Origin of the sequence: Krasilnikovia sp. M28-CT-15, assembly GCF_047159595.1 — a bacterium.
In the GTDB taxonomy this organism is placed as follows: domain Bacteria; phylum Actinomycetota; class Actinomycetes; order Mycobacteriales; family Micromonosporaceae; genus Actinoplanes.
Genome location: NZ_BAAGAK010000001.1, coordinates 2,459,679 through 2,482,640, shown reverse-complemented (window position 1 = coordinate 2,482,640; position 22,962 = coordinate 2,459,679). Strand labels below are relative to the sequence as shown.

The window sequence follows — 22,962 nt, the reverse complement described above, 5'->3', positions numbered from 1 at the left end:
GGTACGACGGTTCAGGCGACGCCGAGGTAGGCGTCCTTGACGGCGGGGTCGTGCAGCAGTTCCGCGCCGGTCCCGGCCTTGACGATCCTGCCGGTCTCCAGCACGTACGCGCGGTGCGCGCGCGACAGCGCCTGTTGTGCGTTCTGCTCCACCAGCAGCACCGTGGTGCCCTGCTGATTGATCTCGACGATGATGTCGAAGATCTGCTGAATCAGCATCGGCGCTAGACCCATGGACGGCTCATCCAAAAGGAGCAGTTTGGGTCGGCTCATCAGCGCCCGGCCGACCGCGAGCATCTGCTGCTCACCGCCGGACAGGGTGCCGCCGACCTGCTTCTCGCGCTCCTTCAGCCGGGGGAACAGCGTGAAGGCCCGCTCCATGTCTTCGTTGATCTCGGAGCGCACCCTGCGGGTGTACGCGCCCATCTCGAGGTTCTCCCGGACGGTCATGCCCGGGAAGATGCCCCGGCCCTCCGGCGACTGCGACACCCCGCGGACCACACGCAGGTCGGCGCGCAGCTTCGTGATGTCCTCGCCGTCGAAGCGGATGGCGCCCTGCGCCACCGGCCGCAGGCCCGAGATCGCCCGCATCGTGGTCGACTTGCCGGCACCGTTGGCGCCGATCAGGGCCACGATCTCGCCCTGCGCCACGGTCAGGCTGATGCCGTGCAGGGCCTGGATGCGGCCGTACAGCAGCGTGACGTTGTCCAGCTCAAGCAGCATCGGTCGGCACTCCCAGGTACGCGGCGATGACCGCCGGGTTGTCCCGCACCTCGGCGGGGGTCCCCTCGGCGATCTTCTTGCCGAACTCCAGCACGACGATCCGGTCGGTCACGCCCATGACCAGGCGCATGTCGTGCTCGATCAGCAGCACGGTCACCCCGGAGTCACGGATCTTGCGGATGAGCCCGAGCAGCTCCTCCTTCTCCGCCGGGTTGAAGCCCGCCGCCGGCTCGTCCAGGCACAGCAGGGTGGGATTCGTCGCCAGCGCGCGGGCGATCTCCAGCCGTCGCTGCTCGCCGTACGAGAGGTTGCGGGACACCTCGCCCGCCCGCTTGGCGATGCCGACGAAGCGCAGCAGCTCCAGCGACCGCTCCCGGCCCACCCGCTCCTCGCGCCAGTGCCGTGGGAGGCGGAACAGCGCCCCGATCACGCTGGTCTTGTGGTGGGCGTCCACGCCCACCATCACGTTCTCCAGCGCGGTCATCTCCGGGAACAACCGGACGTTCTGGAACGTACGGGCGATTCCGGACCGGGTGATCTCGTGCTTCTTCTTCCCGGTGACCGGCTCGCCCTGGAACCGGATGGTGCCGCTGGTCGGGCGGTACACGCCGGTCATCGCGTTGAAGCAGGTCGTCTTGCCCGCGCCGTTCGGGCCGATCAGCCCGAAGATCTCGCCCTTGCGGAGGCTGAAGCTGACGTCGTTGAGCGCCACCACGCCGCCGAAGCGCAGCGTCACGTGGTCGACCTCCAGCAACAGGTCGCTGGAGCCGGCACCGGGGACTGAGGGTGTCCCCGGACCGGTCGGGATCGGCAGGTCCACGCGGCGAGCGTTCGCCTCGTCCCACTCCTGCGGTGTCTCGATGTGCGGCTCGCTCACTGCGGAGCCACCTCCTTCTCCCGGTCCTTCAGCTCCATCGCCCGCCGCCGGCTCGGGATCAGACCCTGCGGCCGGAAGATCATGATCACGATGATCACCGCACCGAAGATCGCGAACCGGTACTCGAACAGGTCCGTGTCACCCAATTCGATGCCGCGCAGCCGGTCCGGGATGTACGAGATCAGCGCACCGCCGAGGATCGCACCGGCGATGTTGCCCGAACCACCCATCACCACCCCGGCCAGCACCAGGATCGAGAACTGCAGGATGAACGTGCCGGAGTTGATGAAGCCCTGCTCACCCGCGAACAGCACGCCGCCGAGACCACCGATGAACGCGCCGATCGCGAACGCCCACAGCTTGTACTTGATCGTCCGCACGCCCATGATCTCGGCGGCTTCCTCGTCCTCCCGGATCGCCAGCCAGGACCGGCCCACCCGGCTGCGGTCCAGGTTCCGCACCCCGAGCACCACCAGGATGATCACCGTCAGACCGAGCCAGAAGTACGGCGTCGCGTCCGCCACGCCGAACAGCGGCAGGCCGTCGGAGCCCTTACCGGGCGGATGCGGGATGTTCGTGAAGCCCTGGTCGCCACGCATGTCCGGCGCGCTCGTCGCGACGATCCGGATGATCTCCGCGAAGCCCAGCGTCACGATGGCCAGGTAGTCGCCGCGCAGCCGCAACGTCGGCCAGCCCAGGATCAGGCCCGCGATCATCGTCGCCGCCAGGCCGACCGGCACCGCCGCCAGCCACCCCCACTGCGTGTGGATGATGCTGTCCGGCGACGTCAGCAACGCCACCGTGTACGCACCCACCGCGAAGAAGCCGACGTACCCGAGGTCCAGCAGGCCGGCGAAGCCGACCACCACGTTCAGGCCCAGCGCCAGCAACACGAAGTACGAGATGTTGAACAGGGCACTCGGCCAGTCCACGCCCTGCGTGACGATCTGCGGGCCGATCACGGGCACGTCGCCGACATACGGCAGCAGATACGCCAGCGCCACGACGGCGAGGATGACGATCCAGCGAACGATCGCCGGCTGACGGGCGTACCAACCCCGCGTACCGCCCGACTCACGCCAGCCCGGCTTCGTGACCGCGTCGCCGGCGGTCTCCTGGTTACTCATGACTGTGTCTCCTTGGCCTTCGACCCGCCGTGCCCGCTACCGCCCGTCATGCCCGCGCCTTTCCGAGAGACTCGCCCAACAGGCCGGTCGGGCGGAAGAGAAGGATCAGGACCAGCAGCACGAACGAGGCCGCGTGCAACCACGCCGAACCGAACAGACCCGCCGCCCAGTTCTGCAGCACACCGAGCAGCAGACCGCCCACCAGCGCACCGCGCAGGTTGCCGATGCCGCCGAGCACCGCCGCGGTGAACGCCTCGATGCCCAGAATGAAACCGGCGTCGAACCGGGTACCACCGATCTTCAGGTCGTACATCAGCGCGGCGACGCCCGCCATGAGGCCGCCGATCATGAACACCAGCGAGATGACCCGCCCCTTGTTCACGCCCATCAGGGCCGCGCTGTCCGGGTTCTGCGCCACCGCGCGGATACCCCGGCCGAGCCGCGACCGGTTGATGAACCGGTCGAGGATGTACATGGAACCGAGGGCGAGCGCGATGATCGCGATCTGCAGGTTCGTGATGTGCGTGTCGCCGATCACGATCACGTCGGCCTGGCGGACCAGCGGCGGGACACCACGGACGTTGCGGTCCGTCTGCACGCCGACCAACTCGGAGATGGCCAGCGAGGCGCCGATCGCCGTGATGAGGAACGCCAGCGGCGGCGCGTTACGCCGCCGCAGCGGCCGGTACGCCACGAACTCGACCGCCAGCGCGGTCGCACCGGACACCAGAATCGATGCCACCAGGCCCACCAGCAGCAGTCCGATGACCGCTGCGAGGCCCGGGGTGGCGGAGTTCTGGTCGAGGCCGAGCCAGCCCCACAGGACCAGGCACGCATACGACCCGAGCATGAAGACCTCGGAATGCGCGAAGTTGATGAGACGCAGTACGCCGTAGACGAGGGTGTATCCCAGCGCGAACAGGGCGATGATCGCCCCCTGCGTCAGGCCGGTGATCGTCAGCGGCCCGAAGTCGTGGATCAGACCAGAGAAGTTCACAAGGGGCTCCTGAAACGAAGAGGTCGGTGTGGCCGGAGGTCATCCGGCCACACCGTCCCGGCAAAGAGTTACAGCGAATCCGTCAGGAAGTCTTGATCTCCTGGTCCGCGATCGGGTTGCCAGTGGCGTCGAACTTGAACGCCCAGACCTTCAGCAGGCTCGGGTCCAGTTCGCCGGTCGAGGTGAACTTGTACGTGTTCGCAATACCCTGGTAGTTCGCCGTCGACAGGTAGTCGATCAGCTTCTGCGGCGTGGTGTTCCCCGCGTCGATGCCCGCGAGGAAGAGGTTCGCCGCGTCGAAGGCCACGTCGGAGTACGTACCGGCGTCCACCTTCCACTGCGCCTTGTAGTCGGCCACGAAGGTGCCGCCGGCCTTCTCCGCCGGCGAACACGGGCAGGTCACGATCGTGCCCTCCGCCGCCTTGTTGCCGGCCGTCTTGGCCAGACCCGGGTCCTTCATGCCGTCGCCACCGACCAGCGTGCCCTTCCAGTTGGCCGCCGTCAGCTGCTTACGGATGATGCCCGCGTTGGCGTAGTAGCCGCCGTAGAACAGCACGGTCGCGCCACTGCCGACGACCTTCTGCACCAGACCGGAGAAGTCGGTCTGCTTGCCGTCGCCCTCGGTCTTGTCCGTACCCACCACGAGCGAGCCGAGCGCCTGCTTCACACCGTCCGACAGGCCCTGACCGTACGCGGACTGGTCGTCGGCGACGAACACCTTGGTCGCCTTCATCGTGTCCTTGATGTACGCGGCCGCCGCCGGGCCCTGCGAGTTGTCGTTGCCCACGGCCCGGTGGAAGACCTTCCAGCCCTTGGTGGACAGCGTCACGTTGGTCGCGGACGGGGTGATCGCCGGGATACCCGCCTCGTTGAAGACCGGGTTCGCCACCTGCGACTCGCCGGAGAACGGCGGGCCGACGATGCCGATGATCTTCTTGTCGGCGACCAGGCTACGGGCGACACCCGCGGCCTCCTTCTCACTGCCCTGCGAGTCGAACTTCTTGACCGTGATGCAGTCGGCGCCGTTCTTCTTGTTGTACTGGATGACCGCCAGCTCGAAGCCCTGCTCGATGTTGACACCGAGGTTGGCCGCCGGGCCGGTCAGTGCGCCGAAGAACGCGAGCGAATTGCCGCACTTCGAGCCACCGCTCGCGTTGTTGCTGCTGCTCGTGTCCTTGTTACAAGCGGCAGCACCGGCAATGAGGCCGATGACGGCCACCCCGCTGATGGTTCGTGCGAGAACCTGCCTCAAGGTTGGACCCCTCCTCCATACCGAACCCATCGAGCCACCGCAGGTCGATTGGCACTTGCGTGCTCCACGACACATCCCGGGCCCGTCATGGGGCGGGACGCTATCCCAACCCCATCACCGGGGGTAAGGGGACGGGCGGGCATTCACCGAACCGTTACGTGGGGTGCAGTTTGGGTGCGAGGAGGTGTCACAACTGAGCGCTCCGCCGGCCGAAGATCAAGAGCCCGCCGAGGTCCCCGATTCCAGATCCTCCGCGATGATCCGCTCGGCGACCTCCCGCATCGTCATCCGGTGGTCCATCGCCGTGCGCTGGATCCACTTGAACGACTGCGGCTCGGTCATTCCGTACTTCGTCATCAGCTGGCCCTTGGCCCGCTCCACCGCCTTGCGCGTCTCCAGGCGGTCGGTCAGGCCCGCCACCTCGGACTCCAGGGCGGCGATCTCCGCGTACCGGGAGAGCGCGATCTCTATCGCCGGCACCAGATCCGACTTCTGGAACGGCTTCACCAGGTAGGCCATCGCGCCGGCTGCTCGCGCGCGCTCCACCAGGTCGCGCTGGCTGAATGCCGTCAGGATCACCACGGGCGCGATCCGGCCGCCCGCGATCCGCTCGGCCGCCGCCAGGCCGTCCATGATGGGCATCTTGATGTCGAGGATGACCAGGTCCGGCTTCAACTCCTCGGCCAGGCGTACGGCGGCCTCGCCGTCCCCGGCCTCGCCGACGACGTCGTAGCCCTCCTCCACGAGCATCTCGGCCAGGTCCAGCCGGATGAGCGCCTCGTCCTCGGCGATCAGCACCCGCCTGCGCTCTGCCCCCGCCTGCGTGTCCGCCACGGATTCCCTACCCCCAACGCTCAATGGATCTCGACACCCGGGTATCTGGGTGTCACCGCCCTCAGCGTAGTGGGTAAGCTTCGACGTGCTCGGGTCAGCGTGGCGATGTCACGGTGCGCGCGAGCATGCCGGGGTGGCGGAATGGCAGACGCAGATCTCTCAAAAGGATCCGTCCGAAAGGGCGTGCGGGTTCGAATCCCGCCCTCGGCACCGTCAGAAGCGTCGTACCTACGTTCGAGAATGGTGGAGTGCATCCACCCCACCTTCGCGAGCAGGCGGCTCGACTCCTGGCCGACGGGATGCGCTTCAAAGCGGTATGCCATTCCCTCGGCCTGCCGCGCCGTCGGCTAAGACGGCCCCCGGAGCCCACTGGTTGTTCACGATGTCGACCCGTGCCTGGCCCACCAGAAGACCAGGCCAGCTACGCCTACCTACTCGGCCTCTATCTCGGCGACGGTCACCTCGTCACCGACGCCAAGGTCCCGTCCTTTGGCCCCGCCCGAAACACGAAGGCCAATCTTCCTAGCCGATTGGCAACAACCGGTCATTGATGACCACCCCGGGCATTTCCTGCGCGGGCTATTTCACTCAGATGGCTGTCGGGTAATAAACACGATACAGCGCACGAAAAAGACGTATTCCTATCCGAGATACATGTTCTCGAACGAGTCGGGCGACATCATGGGCCTCTGCCAGGCCTCGCTGGACCGGCTCGGCGTCTCCTGACGGATGTGCCGCTCTCCGTAGCGGGCCGCGACGCCGTGGCGGTCCTGGACCAGCATGTCGGTCCCAAACAGTGAGCCGGAGAGCCCGCCCGCGCCCGAGCGCACGGGCGGGCTCCGGCGCGCCGCCCTGACCCGGCGGCCGGTGCCGGACCTCGGGCGGCGCAGGGGCGCGCCGGTCAGTTCACCGGCCAGCGCGCACCGGTCATGGTGTTCTCGGGATAGCGCCCGGGCCGGGCGTTCGGCGGCCCCGGCAACGTGTGCGGCGGCAGTTGCCGGGCGAGGATCTGGGCGTTGTACCGGGCCCCGGCGGGCGTGCGGCGAGGCCGGGCTCCGGCGTCGGCGGGCGTGGAGACGCTCGCGGGCCCGGAAACCACCGCGGGCCCGGAAACCACCGCGGGCGCCGGCACGAGCGGCGGGAGGTGTCGGCGGACCCGCCCGTGGCGCAGGACCGCTGCGGCCTGCCGGACGGCGGCCACCCCGGTCATGAGCTGCCGGTAGCGCGCCAGGGTGAGCTGCCGCAGGCGGGTACCGCTGGCGATGGCGCGCAGGGTCCAGCCGGTCCGGGCGAGCAGCACCGGATCCGGGGCGGGGGCGGTGCGGTGGAGCATGGTGGCCGCCTCATGGTTGCCGGCCTCGGCCGGGACGTGTGCATGGTGGGCCGGCGCCGGGCGCCGGCTTCAGTCCTGGGGGTGGGGTCCCGGATGGGTGCGTGGTTTGCCGTCACCGCGCCGGGTGCCGCCACCCCGATCGGTACCGCCGCCCTGATCTGTGCCGCTGCCCGATTCGGTGCCGCTGCCCTGCTCGCCGCCGGGGTGGTGCGGACCGGTGGTCGGCTCGGGCTTCTTGTGCCCGGGAACGGCCGGGCCGCGCAGGGCGGCGCAGAACTGGGTGACGGCGTCCTCCCCGCCGGCGGCGGCCGCCAGGGCGGCGCGGGCCTGCGGGCTCATGGCCTTGGCGTGGGGTTTGCGCAGGGCCGCATCCCACGCGGCGCACAGACGCAGATCGGTGACGTCGGGTGGCGCGGTGATCGGCGCGCTGACCGGAGGCGGCGCACTGAATCCGGGTGGTGCGCTGAATCCGGGTGGTGCACTCGTGACCGGGGTGGTGGGGATGACGGTGGTGCGGGTGCGGGGGTTGGCCGGGGTCCGGGAGGCGGCGCCTTGGGGGGACGGCGCGCCGCCGCCCGGACCGGTCCGGTGTGGGACGGGTGTCGGCGCGGGGACGCCGAGCGCGGAGAAAAGGCGATGCGCACGCTGCTGTGCGCCGTCCGGCAGAGTGCCGGTGCCGGCCGCGGCCGCGGTGCCGGTGGCCGCCAGGACTGCGAATCCGGCCGCCACCTTCATCGCGACCGCCCTGACGGACAGTGGTACCCGGACACGGCGTGTTCCCTTCGGGGGGTCGATCGGCACGGCGTGCTGACGCGCCGCCACGAATCCGGCCACCGCCGCCCGTTCGCCGGCGAGTTCCCGCGCAGAGGCGGGTGCCCGGGCGGCGGCGAGCAGCTGACCCAGGCCCTCTCGTCCGGGCCTGGGCTGATGACCGGCAACCAGGCGGTCGGCCTCGTCGAGGCCGAGTCTCCGGGTTCGCCACGTACGCATCGCATGGGTAAGAGCGTCGCGGGCTCGCATGGCGTTACACCCCCTCGGTTCGGACGGTGCGGGCGGGCGCGGGCGCCGGGTTGCGGGCCTGAACCTGCGGGTCGGCGGCGAGGCGGCGCAGGCCGCGCATGGTGGCCACGCGTACGGCGCCGGGGCGTTTGCCGAGCACCTGGGCGGTCGTGGCGACGTCGAGACCGGCGACGACGCGGAGCATGACCGCCTCGGCCTGGTCGGCGGGCAGGGCGGCGATGCGGCTCAGTGCCCAGGTGGTGTCGCTGCCTTCGAACGCCTCGGCCGCGGCGTCGCGCGCGGGGGTGCCGGCCGTCTCGTCCGGGACGGAACCGGTGGGGTGTTCGGGGCGGCGACCGGCGCGGCGCTGTTCGTCGATCGCCCGGTTACGGGCGATGCGGAACAGCCAGCCCCGGAACGCGGCCGCCTCGCCGGTGAAACGGTGCAGGTCGCGGGCGGCCTGAAGCCAGGTTTCGGAGGCCACGTCGTCGGCCGCGTCGCCGACGACGACGCGCAGGTACCGCAGCAACGCCGGGTGCAGGCAGCGCCAGAGCACGGCGAAGGCCTGTTCGTCGCCGGCGCTGGCCGCGCGGACCGCCCAGGCGATGTCATCGTCGTGCGACACGCTGTTTCGTCGACTTCCGATCCGGGGGGATGGGGGGGTTCGGCTTCCGATCCGTTGGGGGCAGGGCCAGCACGGTACACCGGTGGCCGGGGCGCCGCGGGCGGGGTCCGACGGGCCGGTGGGGCCGTTGCGGCAGGCGGGGCGGTGGACAGCCGCGCGCGGGCGGCGGGTCGCCCGGTCTTTTCCGCAAACGGCGGGCTCCGTCGGGTGGCTGGTGCTGTCATGGCAGTAATCAGCACTGGCGGGAGGCTCCATGGTGTGGTCGGGCTCGGCGCCGCGCTCCGGCGTACGTGAACGCATGTGGGGTGTCCTGCTGGTCATGGGCGTGGCGTGGCTGGGCGTGTCCTGGCTCGTGTTGCGGGCGGACCCGGCCGACGTCGCGGACGTGGCCGGGCCGGTGTTGTTGTTCGCCGCCGCCAGCGAGGTGGTGCGGGCGCTGGCGGGTGCGCGTACGTGGTGGCTGGGCGCCGCCCTGGCGGTCCTGTTCGCCGCTGCCGGAGTGGTGGTGTGGATTGGGGTGGACTCCTCGTACGCCACCACCGCGGCGATCGTCGGCGGGTTCCTGATGGTGCGCGGCGTCGCGGATGTGATCGTGGCGGTGCTGCTGCGTGAGACGGACCGGATCTGGGGTTTCCTGCTGCTGCTGGGCCTGGCCGAGGCGGCGCTCGGGGTGTGGACCGCGGCGCCCGCCGCGCGTACCTCCGGGGCGCTGATCGCGGTGCTGGCCGCGGCGGCGTTGGCACGGGCGGTGGCGGATCTGGTCGGCGCGCTCCAGCTGTGGGAGGGCCCGCCGGCGTCGCTGCTGGAGTTGCCGTCGGAGCGGGCCGCCGGGATGGCCGGGTTCGCGGCCGGGTTGACGGCCTATCCGGAGTCCGTGGCGCATCCGCCGCCGCGGCACCGGGCGGTCGCGCGGGGATCGGCTGCGGGGTTGACGGCCGCGGCGGGTGGCTCGGGTCCCGGCCTGGCCGGTCTGGAGCTTGCCGAGCCCGGCCCGCAGGTGCCCGGAGCGGGGTGGGCGGCCGCCGGGCCGACCGGTGCGGGCGCGCCGGGTGCCTGGTCCACGGGCGCGCAGTCCGCCGGGACAGGGCCGACGAGCACAGGTCCGACGAGCACAGGGCCGACGAGCACAGGGCCGACGGGCGCAGGGCCGAGGAGCGCAGCGCCGACCGGCACAAGGGCAATGGGTACGGCGCCCGTGGGCGCGGCGGGTCCGCCGGCCACCGGGGCCGCGGGTGTGCCACCAGCGGGAGACCGGCCGACGAGCTTCCACGACGAGGTGCTGCGTACCACCGCGGATCTGGACACGATGCTGGCGATGGCCGGGGTGACCGGCACGGCCACGGCCGCGTCGCCAGCGGACCGGCACGTCGATCTGCCGCCCGTGCCGGACACGCCGGAGGGTGTGCTGGCGATCCCGGACGGGCAGCCACCCACGGGCCAGTGGCCGTCCCAGGCGGACGTACCTGCGCCGGGCCCGGCCATGCCCGAAGAGGCTTGGCAGCGGCCACCGGGCGCGCAACTCGACGCGGCGTGGCAGCGCCCCCCGGAGGCGGCGTGGCCACCCCCGTCACCGGCCGTGCAGGCCCAGGCGCCTGCTACTCAGGCCCCCGCACCCCCGGCCGACCAGCCGTGGCCGGGCGGAACGCAGGGCCCACCCGCCACCGGTACGGGCGAGCGCCCGGCGAGCGGGGGCCGCCGCCGCGCGGAATGAGACGCGTACCGGACCGGACCTGTCTCCCCAAACCTCGCCGGTCCGGGGCCCAACACGGTCAGTCGCCAGGCCGGGTCCCGGATCGGCGAGGTGTTTCATCCCGCTGACGGGCGGGGCCTGAGGTCAGCCACCGATGCGGCGCAGCAGACCCTCCTGGACGGCGCTGGCGATGTGCCGGCCGGTGCGGGTGAACATGCGCCCGACGGCCAGCCCGCGTCCGCCGCCCGCCGACGGGCTGGTCTGGTCGTAGAGGAACCATTCGTCGGCGCGGAACGGCCGGTGCAGCCACAACGCGTGGTCGAGGCTGGCGCCGATGACCCCGCCGGGCCCCCACACCTCGCCGTGGATGGACAGCACGGAGTCCAGCAGCGAGAGGTCGGAGGCGTACGTGAGAGCGCAGGCGTGGATGAGCGGGTCGTCGGGCAACCGGCCGTCGATGCGCATCCAGACCCGCTGGTGGATCGCCGGGTCCCGGTCGCCGGGCGGCACCCAGCCGGGCGAGTTGATGTAGCGCACGTCGACCGCCTGCGGGGAGGCGGCGAACGCGGCGGCGCGGTCGGGATACCGCTCGAGCCAGTCCGCCATGGTCGGCACGTCCTCAGGCGCGGGCACGTCGGCGGGGGCCGGGCCGTAGTGGTCCAGACCCTCCTCGACCACCTGGAACGAGGCGGACATGAGGAAGATGGCGCGGCCGTGCTGCTGGGCGGTGCAGCGGCGCACGGAGAAGGACCGGCCGTCGCGGATGGTCTCGACGTGGAAGTCGATGGGCACGCTGGGGTCGCCCGCGCGGACGAAGTATCCGTGCAGGGAGTGCACGAAGCGGTCCTCCTCGACCGTGCGGCCGGCGGCGACCAGCGCCTGACCGGCCACCTGGCCGCCGAAGACCCGCTGGGCACCCACCTGCGGGCTCTCACCCTGGAAGGTGGCCGCGTCGATCTGCTTGAGGTCGAGAACGTCCAGGAGCTGATCGACCGCGGCCTGTCCGCGCAGGGGCTCGCTCACTGGGCGCCGTTGACCGTGGCCGGGTCGACGAGCGAGCCGAGCTGGTGCACCCGCAGCGTGTTGGTGCTGCCGGGCGCGTTCGGCGGGCTGCCGGCCACCACGACGACGTAGTCGCCGGGCTTGGCCAGGCCCAGGCCGAGCAACGCGCGGTCGACCTGGCGGAACATGTCGTCGGTGTGCTGCACGAAGTCGGTCAGGAACGTCTCGACGCCCCAGGAGAGGGCGAGCTGGTCGCGGACCTCGGGCACCGGGGTGAAGGCCAGCAGCGGCAGGTCGCAGTGCAGCCGGGAGAGCCGGCGCACCGTGTCGCCGGTCTGCGAGAACGCGACCATCGCCTTGGCGCCGATGTTGCGGGCGATCTGCGAGGCGGCGACCGTGAGGGCGCCGCCGTGGGTGCGCGGGTCGTGCTGCAGGCGCGGCACGCCGAACGCACCGTTCTCGGTGGTGGTGACGATCTTGGCCATGGTGCTGACGGTCAGGACCGGGTACTTGCCGACGCTGGTCTCGCCGGACAGCATCACGGCGTCGGCGCCGTCGAGCACCGCGTTGGCGACGTCGGAGGCTTCGGCGCGGGTGGGACGCGAATTCTCGATCATCGAGTCGAGCATCTGAGTGGCCACGATGACCGGCTTGGCGTTCTCCCGACACAGCTGCACGGCGCGCTTCTGCACCAGCGGCACCTGGTCGAGGGGCAGTTCGACGCCGAGGTCGCCGCGGGCGACCATGACGCCGTCGAACGCCAGCACGATCTGCTCCAGGTGGGTGACCGCCTCGGGCTTCTCCACCTTGGCGAGTACGGGCCGCTGCCGGCCCTCCTCGGCCATGATCTGGTGGACGAGCTTGATGTCGTCGGGCGAGCGGACGAACGACAGGGCGATCAGGTCCACGCCCATGTTCAGCGCGAACCGCAGATCGGCCTCGTCCTTGTCGCTCATGGCGGGCACGCTGACCGCGACGTTGGGCAGCGAGACGCCCTTGTTGTTGCTGACCGGCCCACCCTCGACGACCAGGCAGCGGATGTCGTTGCCCTCGACGCCGGCGACCTCGACCGCGACCTTGCCGTCGTCGATCAGGAGACGGTCGCCGACCTTGACCTCCTGCGGCAGCTTCTTGTAGGTGCAGGAGACCCGGTCGGGCGTGCCGAGCAGGTCGTCGCTGGTGATGGTGACGGCGTCGCCGGTGCGCCACTCGTGCGGGCCGTTGGCGAACTTGCCGAGCCGGATCTTCGGGCCCTGCAGGTCGGCGAGGACGGCGACCGCGCGGCCGGTGTCACGGGCGGCTTCCCGGACGAGGTCGTACACGTGCTGGTGGTCTTCGTGGCTGCCGTGGCTGAAGTTCAGCCGGGCCACGTCCATGCCGGCCTCGACAAGCCCTCGGATGCGCTCCGGGGAGGCGGTGGCGGGGCCCATGGTGCAGACGATCTTTGCGCGGCGTGTCACAGCCATCAGGCTAGTCTCTCTTTCGGATCGGCCCGCTGGCCGACCCCCATGAAGGGGATGAAGGGCAAACGACGCGCGAGAACGGCGTCGAGCGGGCGTCAGCGACCGCGAACGGCCCCAGCTTATCGGGCGCCGCGCAGCGCCCGTGCGCAGATGGCCCCTCTAGGGGTACGGGCGGTGCGCGCAACGGGCGCCGGCAGCAGCCGGGGCACCCGGGCGAAACGCGGCCCTGACAAAACGCGACGGGCGCGGAACGGCGTACCGTCCCGCGCCCGTTGCGTGCGCTCAGCGTGCGGCGGCCAGCGGCTGCGAGGACGGCCGGACCGGGGCGGGCAGTTCGCCGTACGCGCCGAGGTGGCGGTGGATGGCCGCGGCGGCGGCCCGGCCCTCCGCGATGGCCCACACGATCAGCGACGCACCGCGGTGCATGTCACCGGCCACGAAGACCCCGTCGGCGTCGGTCTGCCAGTCGTCGCGGGCGTCGAGGGCGCCGCGGCGGTTGCGGGTGATGCCGAACTGGCCCAGCAGCGGCGAGTCCTCGGTGCCCTCGAAGCCGATCGCCAGCAGCACCAGGTCGGCGCGCAGTTCACGCTCGCTGCCCTCGGCCACGGTGACGATCCGCTTGCCGTCGCGCCGCTCCACGCTGACGTCGGCGATGCGGATGGCGCGGACATTGCCGTTGCCGTCGTCGACGAACTCCTGCACGGCGACGCCGAACACCCGGTCGCCGCCCTCCTCGTGCGCGGGGTAGTTGCGCAGGATGACCGGCCACGTGGGCCAGGGGTGCAGGTCGGCGGCGCGTACGTCGGGCGGCAGCGGGTACTGGTCGAGCTGGATCACCCCGGCCGCGCCCTGGCGGTGCGCGACGCCGAGGCAGTCGGCGCCGGTGTCGCCGCCGCCGATGATGACGACGTGCTTGCCGTGCGCGTCGATCGGCGTGGTGTCCTGCAGCCCCGCCACGACCCGGTTGGCGGGGACGAGGTGCTCCATGGCGAGGTGGACGCCGTTCAGCTGGCGGCCCGGGGTTTCCGGGGTGTCGCGGCCCGCGAGGGCGCCGCAGGCCAGCAGCACGGCGTCGAAGCGTTCGCGCAGGTCGTCGGCGGTGATGTCGACGCCCACGTCGACTCCGGTCTGGAACACCACGCCCTCGGCTTCGAGCTGGGCGAGCCGGGCGTCCACGACCTTCTTCTCGATCTTGAAGTCGGGGATGCCGTAGCGCAGCAGGCCGCCGATGCGGTCGTCGCGTTCGAACACGGTGACCGCGTGCCCGGCCCGGGCCAGCTGCTGGGCGGCGGCGAGCCCGGCGGGACCGGAGCCGACCACGGCGACACTCTTGCCGGACAACTTGGGGGGCGGCTGCGGCTGCACGTACCCGAGGTCGAAGGCGTGGTTGGCGATCTCGACCTCGACCTGCTTGATGGTGACCGCGTCGTCGGAGATGCCGAGCACGCAGGCGGCCTCGCACGGCGCGGGACACAACCGGCCGGTGAACTCCGGGAAGTTGTTCGTGGCGTGCAGGCTCTCCGCGGCGGCGGCCCACGCACCGGTACGGACCAGGTCGTTCCAGTCCGGGATGCGGTTGCCCAGCGGGCAGCCTTCGTGGCAGAACGGGATGCCGCAGTCCATGCACCGGGTGGCCTGGTCGCGGATCAGTTCCTCACCCGCGGGCGGGTACACCTCGTGGAAGTCCCTGATGCGCACCGGCACCGGCCGCCGCTTGGGCAGTTGCCGCTCGTAGCGCAGGAAACCGTTCGGATCAGGCACTGATGCCCCCCATAACCGCCTCGTCGACGTCACGACCGGCGGCCTCGGCGGTCCTGATCAGTTCCATGACGCGCTTATAGTCGCGCGGGACCACGGCGGTGAACTGCTCCACCGCGGCGGGCCAGTCCGCCAGCAGCCGGGCGGCCACGGCCGACCCGGTCTCGGCGTGATGCCTCTCCAGCAGGCCGTGCAGCTGCTGCTGTTCGGCGTCGGTGAGCGGGGCCAGGTCGACCAGTTCCGGGTTGACCTGGCTGGGGTTGAGGCCCAGCACGAACGCGGTGCCGCCGCTCATGCCCGCGGCGAAGTTGCGGCCGGTACTGCCGAGCACCACCACGGTGCCACCGGTCATGTACTCGCAGGCGTGGTCGCCGACGCCCTCGACGACCGCGGCGGCACCCGAGTTGCGCACCGCGAAGCGTTCGCCCGCGCGGCCGCGCAGGAACACCTCGCCGCCGGTGGCGCCGTACAGGATGGTGTTGCCGGCGATGATGTTGTCCTCGGCGACGAACGGGGCCTGCTCGTGTGGGCGCACGATGATCCGCCCGCCGGACAGTCCCTTGCCGACGTAGTCGTTGACGTCACCGATCAGCCGCAGCGTCACGCCACGCGGCAGGAACGCGCCGAACGACTGCCCGCCGGTGCCGCGCAGGGTGAACGCGATCGTGTCGTCGGGCAGGCCGTTGCCGCCGTAGCGGCGGGCGACCTCGCCGCCGAGCATCGCGCCGACGCTGCGCTGCTCGTTGCGGCAGTCCAGCTCGGCGCGGATCGGCGTGCCCTCGGCCAGGGCGGGGGCGGCCAGCGCGATGAGCTCGTTGTCCAGAGCCTTCTCCAGGCCGTGGTCCTGGGCGACGATGCCGCGGCGGGCGGCGCCGTCGGGCAGTTCGGGTACGTACAGCAGCGGGCTCAGGTCGAGACCCTTGGCCTTCCAGTGGTCGACGGCCGGGGCCGTGTCGATCACCTCGGCGTGCCCGATCGCCTCGTCGATGCTGCGGAAGCCCAACTCGGCCAGGTAGCCGCGGACCTCCTCGGCGAGGAACAGGAAGAAGTTCTCCACGAACTCCGGCTTGCCGGTGTACCGCTCGCGCAGCACCGGGTTCTGCGTGGCGATGCCGACCGGGCAGGTGTCCAGGTGGCAGACCCGCATCATGATGCAGCCCGACACGATCAGCGGTGCGGTGGCGAAGCCGAACTCCTCGGCGCCCAGCAGGGCCGCGATGACCACGTCGCGGCCGGTCTTGAGCTGGCCGTCGACCTGTACGGTGACCCGGTCACGCAGCTTGTTGAGCAGCAGGGTCTGCTGCGCCTCGGCCAGGCCCAGCTCCCACGGCGAACCCGCGTGCTTGAGCGAGTTCAGCGGGGACGCGCCGGTGCCGCCGTCGTGGCCGGAGATGAGGATGACGTCGGCCTTGAGCTTGGCGACACCCGCGGCGACCGTGCCGACGCCGATCTCGCTGACCAGCTTCACGTGCACCCGCGAGGTCGGGTTGACCATCTTCAGGTCGTGGACGAGCTGGGCCAGGTCCTCAATGGAGTAGATGTCGTGGTGCGGCGGCGGGGAGATCAGGCCCACGCCCGGGGTGGCGTGCCGGGTCTTGGCGATCCACGGCCACACCTTGTTTCCGGGCAGCTGCCCGCCCTCGCCGGGCTTCGCACCCTGGGCCATCTTGATCTGGATGTCGTCCGCGTTGACCAGGTACTCCGTGGTGACGCCGAAGCGGCCGGAGGCGACCTGCTTGATCGCGGAACGGCGGGCGGGGTCGTAGAGGCGCTCGGTGTCCTCGCCGCCCTCGCCGGTGTTGCTCTTGGCGCCGAGGCGGTTCATGGCGATGGCGAGGGTCTCGTGGGACTCGGCGGAGATGGAGCCGTAGCTCATCGCGCCGGTGGAGAACCGCTTCACGATCTCGCTGGCGGGCTCCACCTCCTCCAGTGGCACGGGCGGCCGGTCCGGGTTGAGCTGGAACAGCCCGCGCAGGTGGCCCGCGGTCGCGGACAGCTCGTCCACCTTGGACGTGTACTGGCGGAACACGTCGTACTGGCGGCTGCGGGTGGCGTGCTGGAGCAGGAACACCGTCTCGGGGTTGAACAGGTGGATCTCGCCCTCACGGCGCCACTGGAACTCGCCGCCGACCTCCAGGCGGCGGTGCGCCCGCTCGGCCGGGTTGGCCGGGTAGCCCTTGGCGTGCCGCGCCGCAACCTCGGCGTGGATCTCGGCCAGGCCCGCGCCGCCGATGCGCCCGGAGGTGCCGACGAAGTAGCGCTGCAGCAGCTCGTCGTCGAGGCCGACCGCCTCGAACACCTGCGCGCCGCAGTACGACGTCACCGTCGAGATGCCCATCTTGGACATGATCTTCAGGACGCCCTTGCCGAGCGCCTTGACGTAGTTGCGGATCGCCTTGCCCGGGTCCATCCCCGCGAGAGGGCCGGTGGCGATGAGGTCGTCGACCGTCTCGAACGCCAGGTACGGGTTGACCGCTGCGGCGCCGTACCCGATGAGCACGGCCGCGTGGTGCACCTCCCGGCAGTCGCCGCTCTCGACGACCAGCGCGACCTGGGTGCGGGTCTGCTCGCGCACCAGGTGCTGGTGCACCGCGGCGGTCAGCAGCAGCGACGGGATCGGCGCCAGGTCGGCGTTGGCGTCGCGGTCGGAGAGCACCAGGATGCGTACGCCGTCCTCGATGGCCTCGGAGACGTGCCGGCAGATCTGGGTGAGCCGGGCCTTGATGCCCTCCCCGCCGTCGCGCAGCGGGTACAGACCGGACACGCGCACGGCCTTGAAGCCGGGCAGGTCGCCGTCCTCGTCGATGGAGAGCAGCTTGGCAAGCTCGTCGTTGTCGATGATCGGGTACGGCAGCACCACCTGACGGCAGCTCGCCGGCCCCGGGTCGAGCAGGTTGCCCTCCGGGCCGATCGTGGTGCCCAGGCTGGTCACCAGCTCCTCGCGGATCGCGTCCAGCGGCGGGTTGGTGACCTGCGCGAACAGCTGGTGGAAGTAGTCGAACAGCAGCCGCGGCCGGGTGGACAGCGGCGAGATCGGGGTGTCCGTGCCCATCGACCCGAGCGGCTCGGCGCCGGTGCGGGCCATCGGCGCGACGAGGATCTTCAGCTCCTCCTCGGTGTAGCCGAACACCTGCTGGCGGCGCATCACCGAGTCGTGGGTGTAGATGATGTGCTCGCGCGGCGGCAGGTCGGCGATGTCGATCAGACCCGCGTGCAGCCAGTCGTCGTACGGCTGCGCGGCGGCCAGCTCGCTCTTGATCTCGTCGTCGTGCACGATGCGGCCCGCCGCGGTGTCCACCAGGAACATCCGGCCCGGCTGGAGGCGGCCCTTCGCGACGACCGTGGCCGGGTCGAGGTCGAGCACGCCCGCCTCGCTGCCCAGCACGACGAGGCCGTCGCTGGTGTGCCACCAGCGGCCGGGGCGCAGCCCGTTTCGGTCCAGTACCGCGCCGATCAGGGTGCCGTCGGTGAACGCGACGCTGGCCGGGCCGTCCCACGGCTCCATCAGGCTGGCGTGGAAGCGGTAGAAGGCGCGCCGGGCCGGGTCCATGCCCGGGTCGTTCTCCCACGCCTCGGGAATCATCATGAGTACGGCGTGCGGCAGGCTGCGCCCGGCCAGGTGCAGCAGCTCCAGTACGGCGTCGAAGTTCGCCGAGTCGGACGCCTCCGCCGTGCAGATCGGGAACAGCCGCTTGATGTTGCCCGGCACGTTCGGCGAGGCCAGCAGCGCCTCGCGGGCGGCCATCCAGTTGCGGTTGCCGCGGATCGTGTTGATCTCACCGTTGTGCGCGATGAACCGGTACGGGTGCGCCAGCGGCCAGGACGGGAACGTGTTGGTGGAGAAGCGGGAGTGCACCAGCGCGATCGCGCTGTCCACCCGCTCGTCGCACAGGTCCGGGAAGAACTCGGGCAGCTGGTCCGGGGTCAGCATGCCCTTGTAGGTGATGGTGCGGCAGGACAGGGACGGGAAGTAGGCGGCCACGCCACGCTGCGCGGTCTCCCGTTCGGCCTGCTTGCGGATGCAGAACGCGACCCGGTCCAGGTCGATGCCCTCCAGCGGGTCACCCGCGGCACCGGCCTCGGAGCTGGTGAGGCGGTGCGCCGCGAGGAACACCTGGCGGATGGCGGGGCGCGCCGCGTCGGCGGTCTCGCCCAGCCCGGACGGGTTCACCGGAACGTCGCGCCAGCCGAGGATGTCGCCGCCCTCGACCAGGGCGTACTTCTCGAACACCGCAATCGCGCGGGCGGCCTCGGCGGGGTCGTTGGGCAGGAAGACCAGGCCGGTCGCGTACCGGCCGGCCGCAGGAAGTTCGAAGTCGACGACCGCGCGCAGGAAGGTGTCCGGTACCTGGATCATGATGCCGGCGCCGTCGCCCGTGTTGTGCTCGGCCCCGCGGGCGCCGCGGTGGTCCAGCCGGATCAGCGCCGACAGGCCCTTCGCCACGACATCGTTGCTGCGCCGGCCGTGCAGGTCGGCCACGAACGCCACGCCACACGCGTCGTGCTCATGCGCCGGGTCGTACAGCCCCTGGGCGCGGGTCTCCGCGGCGGGCAGGTTCAGCGGGTGCGGAAGAGCCACCGGGCCTCCTGTCGTCACTGGGTGTTTCGAATCAAGGTCGGGACGACGTCGGCCCTGCAAAGTCACTAGAGTCTACGTTAAGGGTTACCGATCTCCGCCAGATGCAGATTCGTCACACTGCGGATCGATCACACTTCCGTCCGCACGATTCGCCCTCCGCACGATTGGGTAGTCTCGCGCGGTGGCGCTTCCGAACCCCGACGTCTTCGCACGTCTCGAACGCTTCTACGACGCTGTGCCCCGCGACGCCGCTGTCGCGGAGGACTTCGGGAATCTCGTACTGTTCGTGCGCGACGGCGCGGGCTGGCCTTTCTACGCCCGACCCCGGATCGGGGCGCCGACACCGTCTGCCGCCGATGTTACTGCGGTGCGGCAGCGCCAACGAGACCTCGGGGTCGCCGAGGCTTTCGAATGGGTGCACGAAACCACCCCTGACCTGCTTCCGGTCGCCCGTTCCGCCGGTCTGGAGGTGCTGCTCGCGCCGCTGATGGTACTGCAGCAGGCGGCACTCGTGCCGGATCTGCCCCTGCCCGGCGCGCGGATCCGGGTGCTGGACCCGGCGGCCCCGGGCTTCGCGGACGATCTGGCCGCCAGCCGCGCGGTCGCCCAGCTCGGGTTCAGCGCGCCCAGCACACCCATGCCTACGGCCGACAGCGACGGGAAACTGGTCATCTCAACGGCGGGCCCCCGGGAACGCGACGCGGCGCCCCGGCCGGACGAGGCCCAGGTCGAGGCGGCCCGGCAGCGCGAGCTGTCCGGCCGGCACGTCACCGCGGTGGTCGAGTCGGACGCGGAGGGGATCGTGGCCAGCGGGGTGGTGCAGCGGGTCGGCGACGTGGCCGAGGTCGCCGGGGTGGCGACGCTGCCGTCGGCACGCCGGCGCGGGTACGCGTCGCAGCTCACCGCGAGCCTCGCCCGCGAGGCCCTGCAGGCCGGTGCCGACCTGGTGTTCCTGTCCGCCGGTGACGACGATGTCGCCCGCCTCTACTCCAAGATCGGCTTCCGCCGGATCGGCACGGCGTGCATCGCCGAGCCCGCCCCAGCGCCCATGTGACCCGCCCAGAGCCGGCGGTGACCGGCCCTGGACCCGTCCGGGCAGTCGCTCTCCCGACCGCCCTGGCTACTCCGGTGGCTGCCACTGCGCGGCCAGGCCCTCCGCGTGGCCCAGCATGCGGGGACGCAGCGAGCCGAGCGCGGCGTCGCGGGCGCGCAGCGCCAGCCGTCCCCGGGCCTGCACCACCGCCGACATCCGCCGCATCTGACGCACCACGCTCGTCGTGCGCGGCCGCCGGGTCCGGCTGTACGTGTCGATCGCCGCGCGCAGCTGCGGGCCCGGCCGGGCCGCGCCCACCAGCGCCGCGAGCGTCGCCACGTCCTCGAACGCCAGGCAGGCACCCTGTCCGAGGTGATGCGGCATCGCGTGGCCCGCGTCGCCGACCAGCACCACCCCGCCGGGCCCCGCGCCGAAGCCGTACGCGCGGGGCAACGGGCGCAATTCGCGCACCTCCTGCGGGACCAGATCCTCGTGCCGGGTGGCGGCCAGCAGCTCCGGAATCGGGGCATGCCAGTGTGCGAACCAGCGGCGCAGCAGCGACAGCTGGGCGGCGGGCGGCTCCGGGCGCGGCGCACCCGCGGCGGTGGCGACCCAGTACATGCCACCCCGCCCGGCCGCCCGCTCGCCCAGCGGCATGGACACGAACCGGTAGCCGGCGCCCAGGGTCTCGCCCCCGGCGGCCAGCTCCGCGCTCAGCCGGGGCAGCCGGTAGCCCGGGACCACCGCCTGCCACGCCGCGAAACCCGAGCCGACCGCCACCGACTCCGGCGCCAGCGCGCGGCGTACCGGGCTGTCGATGCCGTCCGCGGCGACCACCAGGTCGGCCTCGAACACCACCGGGCCGTCCGCGACCGACGGGCGGTGTTCGCGGCTCACTCGTACCTGGTGCACCCGCGCCCCGGTACGGATCTCCACCCCGTCGCCGAGGCCCGCGACCAGCGTGTCGTACAGGTCCTCCAGGTGCACCACCGCGGGGGCGGGTCCGGTGCCGGGCCTGCTGCGGGGCGCGACCAGCCAGCCGCCGTCGGGGCGGCGCACGCCGCCGTCGGGCAGCGGGGCGGCGATGCCCGCCCAGCCGCCGCCGGGGTCGATGGCCTCCAGCGCGCGACGGCCGTTGGTCCACAACACCAGGGCGGTCGGCGGCGCGGCGATGCGTTCGGCGCGCTCCAGCAGGGTCACCCGCCAGCCGGTACGGGCCAGCGCACCGGCGGCGGCCAGCCCGGCCATCCCGGCGCCCACCACCACGGCCGTGCGCACGTCGCCGCCTCCCGCCGGGGCCGTCGGGTCAGCGCTCGTCTATGGGGCTGGCTGAGGAACCGGCCGGCTGGGCGCCGTCTCCCGCGGCCGAACCCGGCCCGGCCGAGCCCTGGCCCGACTGGGACGCGCCGGAGCCCTGGCCCGCACCCGGTGCGGTGTCGCCCGGCTCCGCCGCGGCTGCGCCCTGGCCGGGACGGGCCGCGGTGCTCCCGTGACCCGAATTCGACGCGGTGGAGGGCTCCGGAGCGGTGGCATCTGCGCCGGCGCCGGGGGAGGCCGGGGTCTGCCCCGACTCGTCCGCTGCCGTGGTCGCCTCGGAGGCGCCCGCGGCCGGTGCGTCCTGCGGCGGCAGGATCCCCGTCTGCTCGTATTCCCGGAACCGCTCCTCGCTGACCACCTGGTACGCGCGCGGCGCCTTGGCCCGGGCCGATTCGGCGTTCGCGGTGACGTCCACCTGGCCGAGGTCGCCGGACGCGGCAGGCTCGGCCGCCGTCTCCGGGGCGTCGACCGGCACGACGTACTCGCGGGGGCCCTTGACCAGCAGGAAGTACGCGAGGGCGCCGACGAACACCAGGATCGAGGTGAAGACGTTGAGGCGGATGCCGAAGAAGTGGTTCGCGTCGTCGACCCGCAGCATCTCGATCCAGCACCGGCCGACCGTGTACGCCATCACGTACAGGGCGAAGGCCCGGCCCTTGCCGAACTTGAACCGGCGGTCCGCCAGGAACACCAGCCCGGCCACGCCCAGATCCCAGACCGCCTCGTACAGGAAGGTCGGATGGTAGAGGTCGGGCAGCGTGACCGGTTTGCCGTCGATGAGGGTGGCGTGGCCGGGGTTGGCCCGGTCCATGTCGTGCACGCGCAGGCCCCACGGCAGGGTGGTGACGCTGCCGTACAGCTCGTTGTTGAACCAGTTGCCGAACCGGCCGATCGCCTGGGCCAGGGGCAGGCCGGGGGCGAGCGCGTCGGCGAAGACGCTCAGTGGCAGGCCGAGCTGGCGCGCCGCGATCCAGGCACCCACCGCACCACCGGCCACCGCGCCCCAGATGCCCAGGCCGCCCTCCCAGATGTAGAAGGCGCGGATCGGGCTGCCACCGGCACCGAAGTAGTCCTGCGGCGAGGTGATGACGTGGTAGATGCGGGCGCCCAGGATGCCGAACGGCACCGCCCACACCGCCATGTCCAGCGACGCCCAGGGGGCCACGCCGCGGCGGCGCAGCCGCGCCTCCATGACCAGCACCGCCGCGACGATGCCGAGCACGATGCACAGCGCGTACGCGCGGATGGGGAAACCGAGGACGTGCCAGACCGACACGGTGGGGCTGGGAATTGCGGCGAGCGTCACGGCTGCACAGGCTACCGCCGTACGGCGCGGTGGCAATCCCCAGGGCGG

General features: G+C 71.7%; 17 protein-coding genes and 1 tRNA gene. 3 read left to right on the top strand and 15 right to left on the bottom strand.

What is annotated here, in order from left to right; all coding sequences use genetic code 11:
* Positions 1-11 precede the first annotated feature (11 nt).
* The 6 genes from ACMCNO_RS11760 to ACMCNO_RS11735 all read right to left on the bottom strand — a co-directional run bounded on the left by ACMCNO_RS11760 (position 12) and on the right by ACMCNO_RS11735 (position 5,809).
* Complete coding sequence (locus ACMCNO_RS11760; RefSeq protein ID WP_412749440.1) at positions 12-722, bottom strand: ABC transporter ATP-binding protein; 711 nt, start codon at positions 720-722, stop codon at positions 12-14.
* Positions 712-1,530, bottom strand: coding sequence for an ABC transporter ATP-binding protein (locus ACMCNO_RS11755; protein ID WP_412753678.1), 819 nt, complete (start codon positions 1,528-1,530; stop codon positions 712-714). Before ACMCNO_RS11755 ends, ACMCNO_RS11760 begins: the two co-directional genes overlap by 11 nt.
* 65 nt (positions 1,531-1,595) lie before the next feature.
* Positions 1,596-2,726 (bottom strand): branched-chain amino acid ABC transporter permease, encoded by a 1,131-nt coding sequence (locus ACMCNO_RS11750; protein ID WP_412749439.1) that lies wholly within the window; start codon positions 2,724-2,726, stop codon positions 1,596-1,598.
* Between the two features lie 46 nt (positions 2,727-2,772).
* Positions 2,773-3,723 (bottom strand): branched-chain amino acid ABC transporter permease, encoded by a 951-nt coding sequence (locus tag ACMCNO_RS11745; protein WP_412749438.1) that lies wholly within the window; start codon positions 3,721-3,723, stop codon positions 2,773-2,775.
* Positions 3,724-3,805: 82 nt separating this feature from the next.
* Positions 3,806-4,975, bottom strand: coding sequence for a branched-chain amino acid ABC transporter substrate-binding protein (locus tag ACMCNO_RS11740; RefSeq protein ID WP_412749437.1), 1,170 nt, complete (start codon positions 4,973-4,975; stop codon positions 3,806-3,808).
* A 216-nt stretch (positions 4,976-5,191) separates the two neighbouring features.
* The gene (locus ACMCNO_RS11735) at positions 5,192-5,809 is read right to left on the bottom strand and encodes an ANTAR domain-containing response regulator (protein WP_412749436.1); all 618 of its coding nucleotides are present in this window, start codon (positions 5,807-5,809) and stop codon (positions 5,192-5,194) included.
* A 127-nt stretch (positions 5,810-5,936) separates the two neighbouring features.
* Between ACMCNO_RS11735 and ACMCNO_RS11730 the strand changes: the two genes are divergently transcribed.
* Positions 5,937-6,019: transfer RNA gene (locus ACMCNO_RS11730), tRNA-Leu, on the top strand.
* A 691-nt stretch (positions 6,020-6,710) separates the two neighbouring features.
* On the opposite strand, the gene ACMCNO_RS11725 is transcribed toward ACMCNO_RS11730, so the two are convergent.
* From ACMCNO_RS11725 to ACMCNO_RS11715, 3 genes are all read right to left on the bottom strand, one after another.
* The gene (locus ACMCNO_RS11725) at positions 6,711-7,142 is read right to left on the bottom strand and encodes a hypothetical protein (RefSeq protein ID WP_412749435.1); all 432 of its coding nucleotides are present in this window, start codon (positions 7,140-7,142) and stop codon (positions 6,711-6,713) included.
* Positions 7,143-7,211: 69 nt separating this feature from the next.
* Positions 7,212-8,132 (bottom strand): hypothetical protein, encoded by a 921-nt coding sequence (locus ACMCNO_RS11720; protein WP_412749434.1) that lies wholly within the window; start codon positions 8,130-8,132, stop codon positions 7,212-7,214.
* Between the two features lie 34 nt (positions 8,133-8,166).
* Entirely contained in the window at positions 8,167-8,766 is a 600-nt protein-coding gene (locus ACMCNO_RS11715; protein ID WP_412749433.1) for an RNA polymerase sigma factor, read from the bottom strand.
* Between the two features lie 253 nt (positions 8,767-9,019).
* Here ACMCNO_RS11715 and ACMCNO_RS11710 point away from each other — a divergent pair, with 253 nt between their 5' ends.
* Positions 9,020-10,477 carry a hypothetical protein gene (locus ACMCNO_RS11710; protein WP_412749432.1) on the top strand — a complete coding sequence of 486 codons (1,458 nt, stop codon included), beginning with the start codon at positions 9,020-9,022 and terminating at the stop codon, positions 10,475-10,477.
* Between the two features lie 123 nt (positions 10,478-10,600).
* Here the strand turns inward: ACMCNO_RS11710 and ACMCNO_RS11705 are convergent, their stop codons facing one another.
* From ACMCNO_RS11705 to gltB, 4 genes are all read right to left on the bottom strand, one after another.
* On the bottom strand, positions 10,601-11,479 hold the full coding sequence (locus ACMCNO_RS11705; RefSeq protein WP_412749431.1) for an acyl-CoA thioesterase: 879 nt from the start codon (positions 11,477-11,479) through the stop codon (positions 10,601-10,603).
* On the bottom strand, positions 11,476-12,924 hold the full coding sequence (gene pyk / locus ACMCNO_RS11700) for a pyruvate kinase (RefSeq protein WP_412749430.1): 1,449 nt from the start codon (positions 12,922-12,924) through the stop codon (positions 11,476-11,478). The genes ACMCNO_RS11705 and pyk overlap by 4 nt, the downstream gene beginning before the upstream one ends.
* Before the next feature lie 279 nt (positions 12,925-13,203).
* Positions 13,204-14,682 carry a glutamate synthase subunit beta gene (locus tag ACMCNO_RS11695; RefSeq protein WP_412749429.1) on the bottom strand — a complete coding sequence of 493 codons (1,479 nt, stop codon included), beginning with the start codon at positions 14,680-14,682 and terminating at the stop codon, positions 13,204-13,206.
* Positions 14,675-19,258, bottom strand: a complete 4,584-nt coding sequence (gene gltB, locus ACMCNO_RS11690; protein WP_412749428.1) for a glutamate synthase large subunit — start codon at positions 19,256-19,258, stop codon at positions 14,675-14,677. Before gltB ends, ACMCNO_RS11695 begins: the two co-directional genes overlap by 8 nt.
* Positions 19,259-19,439: 181 nt before the next feature.
* On the opposite strand from gltB, the gene ACMCNO_RS11685 reads away from it, so the two are divergent.
* Positions 19,440-20,312: a GNAT family N-acetyltransferase gene (locus tag ACMCNO_RS11685; protein WP_412749427.1), complete on the top strand. Its 873-nt coding sequence runs from the start codon at positions 19,440-19,442 to the stop codon at positions 20,310-20,312.
* 66 nt (positions 20,313-20,378) lie between these two features.
* Here ACMCNO_RS11685 and ACMCNO_RS11680 read toward each other — a convergent pair whose 3' ends face one another.
* Positions 20,379-21,569 (bottom strand): FAD-dependent oxidoreductase, encoded by a 1,191-nt coding sequence (locus ACMCNO_RS11680; protein WP_412749426.1) that lies wholly within the window; start codon positions 21,567-21,569, stop codon positions 20,379-20,381.
* 28 nt (positions 21,570-21,597) lie between these two features.
* Positions 21,598-22,914: a prolipoprotein diacylglyceryl transferase gene (lgt, locus tag ACMCNO_RS11675; RefSeq protein WP_412749425.1), complete on the bottom strand. Its 1,317-nt coding sequence runs from the start codon at positions 22,912-22,914 to the stop codon at positions 21,598-21,600.
* Between the last annotated feature and the right edge of the window lie 48 nt (positions 22,915-22,962).

Bases quoted from the DNA above. Each gene is read 5' to 3' on its own strand.
- ACMCNO_RS11760 (WP_412749440.1), bottom strand. From the start codon at position 722: ATGCTGCTTGAGCTGGACAACGTCACGCTGCTGTACGGCCGCATCCAG.
- ACMCNO_RS11750 (WP_412749439.1), bottom strand. From the start codon at position 2,726: ATGAGTAACCAGGAGACCGCCGGCGACGCGGTCACGAAGCCGGGCTGG.
- ACMCNO_RS11725 (WP_412749435.1), bottom strand. From the start codon at position 7,142: ATGCTCCACCGCACCGCCCCCGCCCCGGATCCGGTGCTGCTCGCCCGG.
- ACMCNO_RS11720 (WP_412749434.1), bottom strand. From the start codon at position 8,132: ATGCGTACGTGGCGAACCCGGAGACTCGGCCTCGACGAGGCCGACCGC.
- ACMCNO_RS11710 (WP_412749432.1), top strand. From the start codon at position 9,020: ATGGTGTGGTCGGGCTCGGCGCCGCGCTCCGGCGTACGTGAACGCATG.
- pyk (WP_412749430.1), bottom strand. From the start codon at position 12,924: ATGGCTGTGACACGCCGCGCAAAGATCGTCTGCACCATGGGCCCCGCC.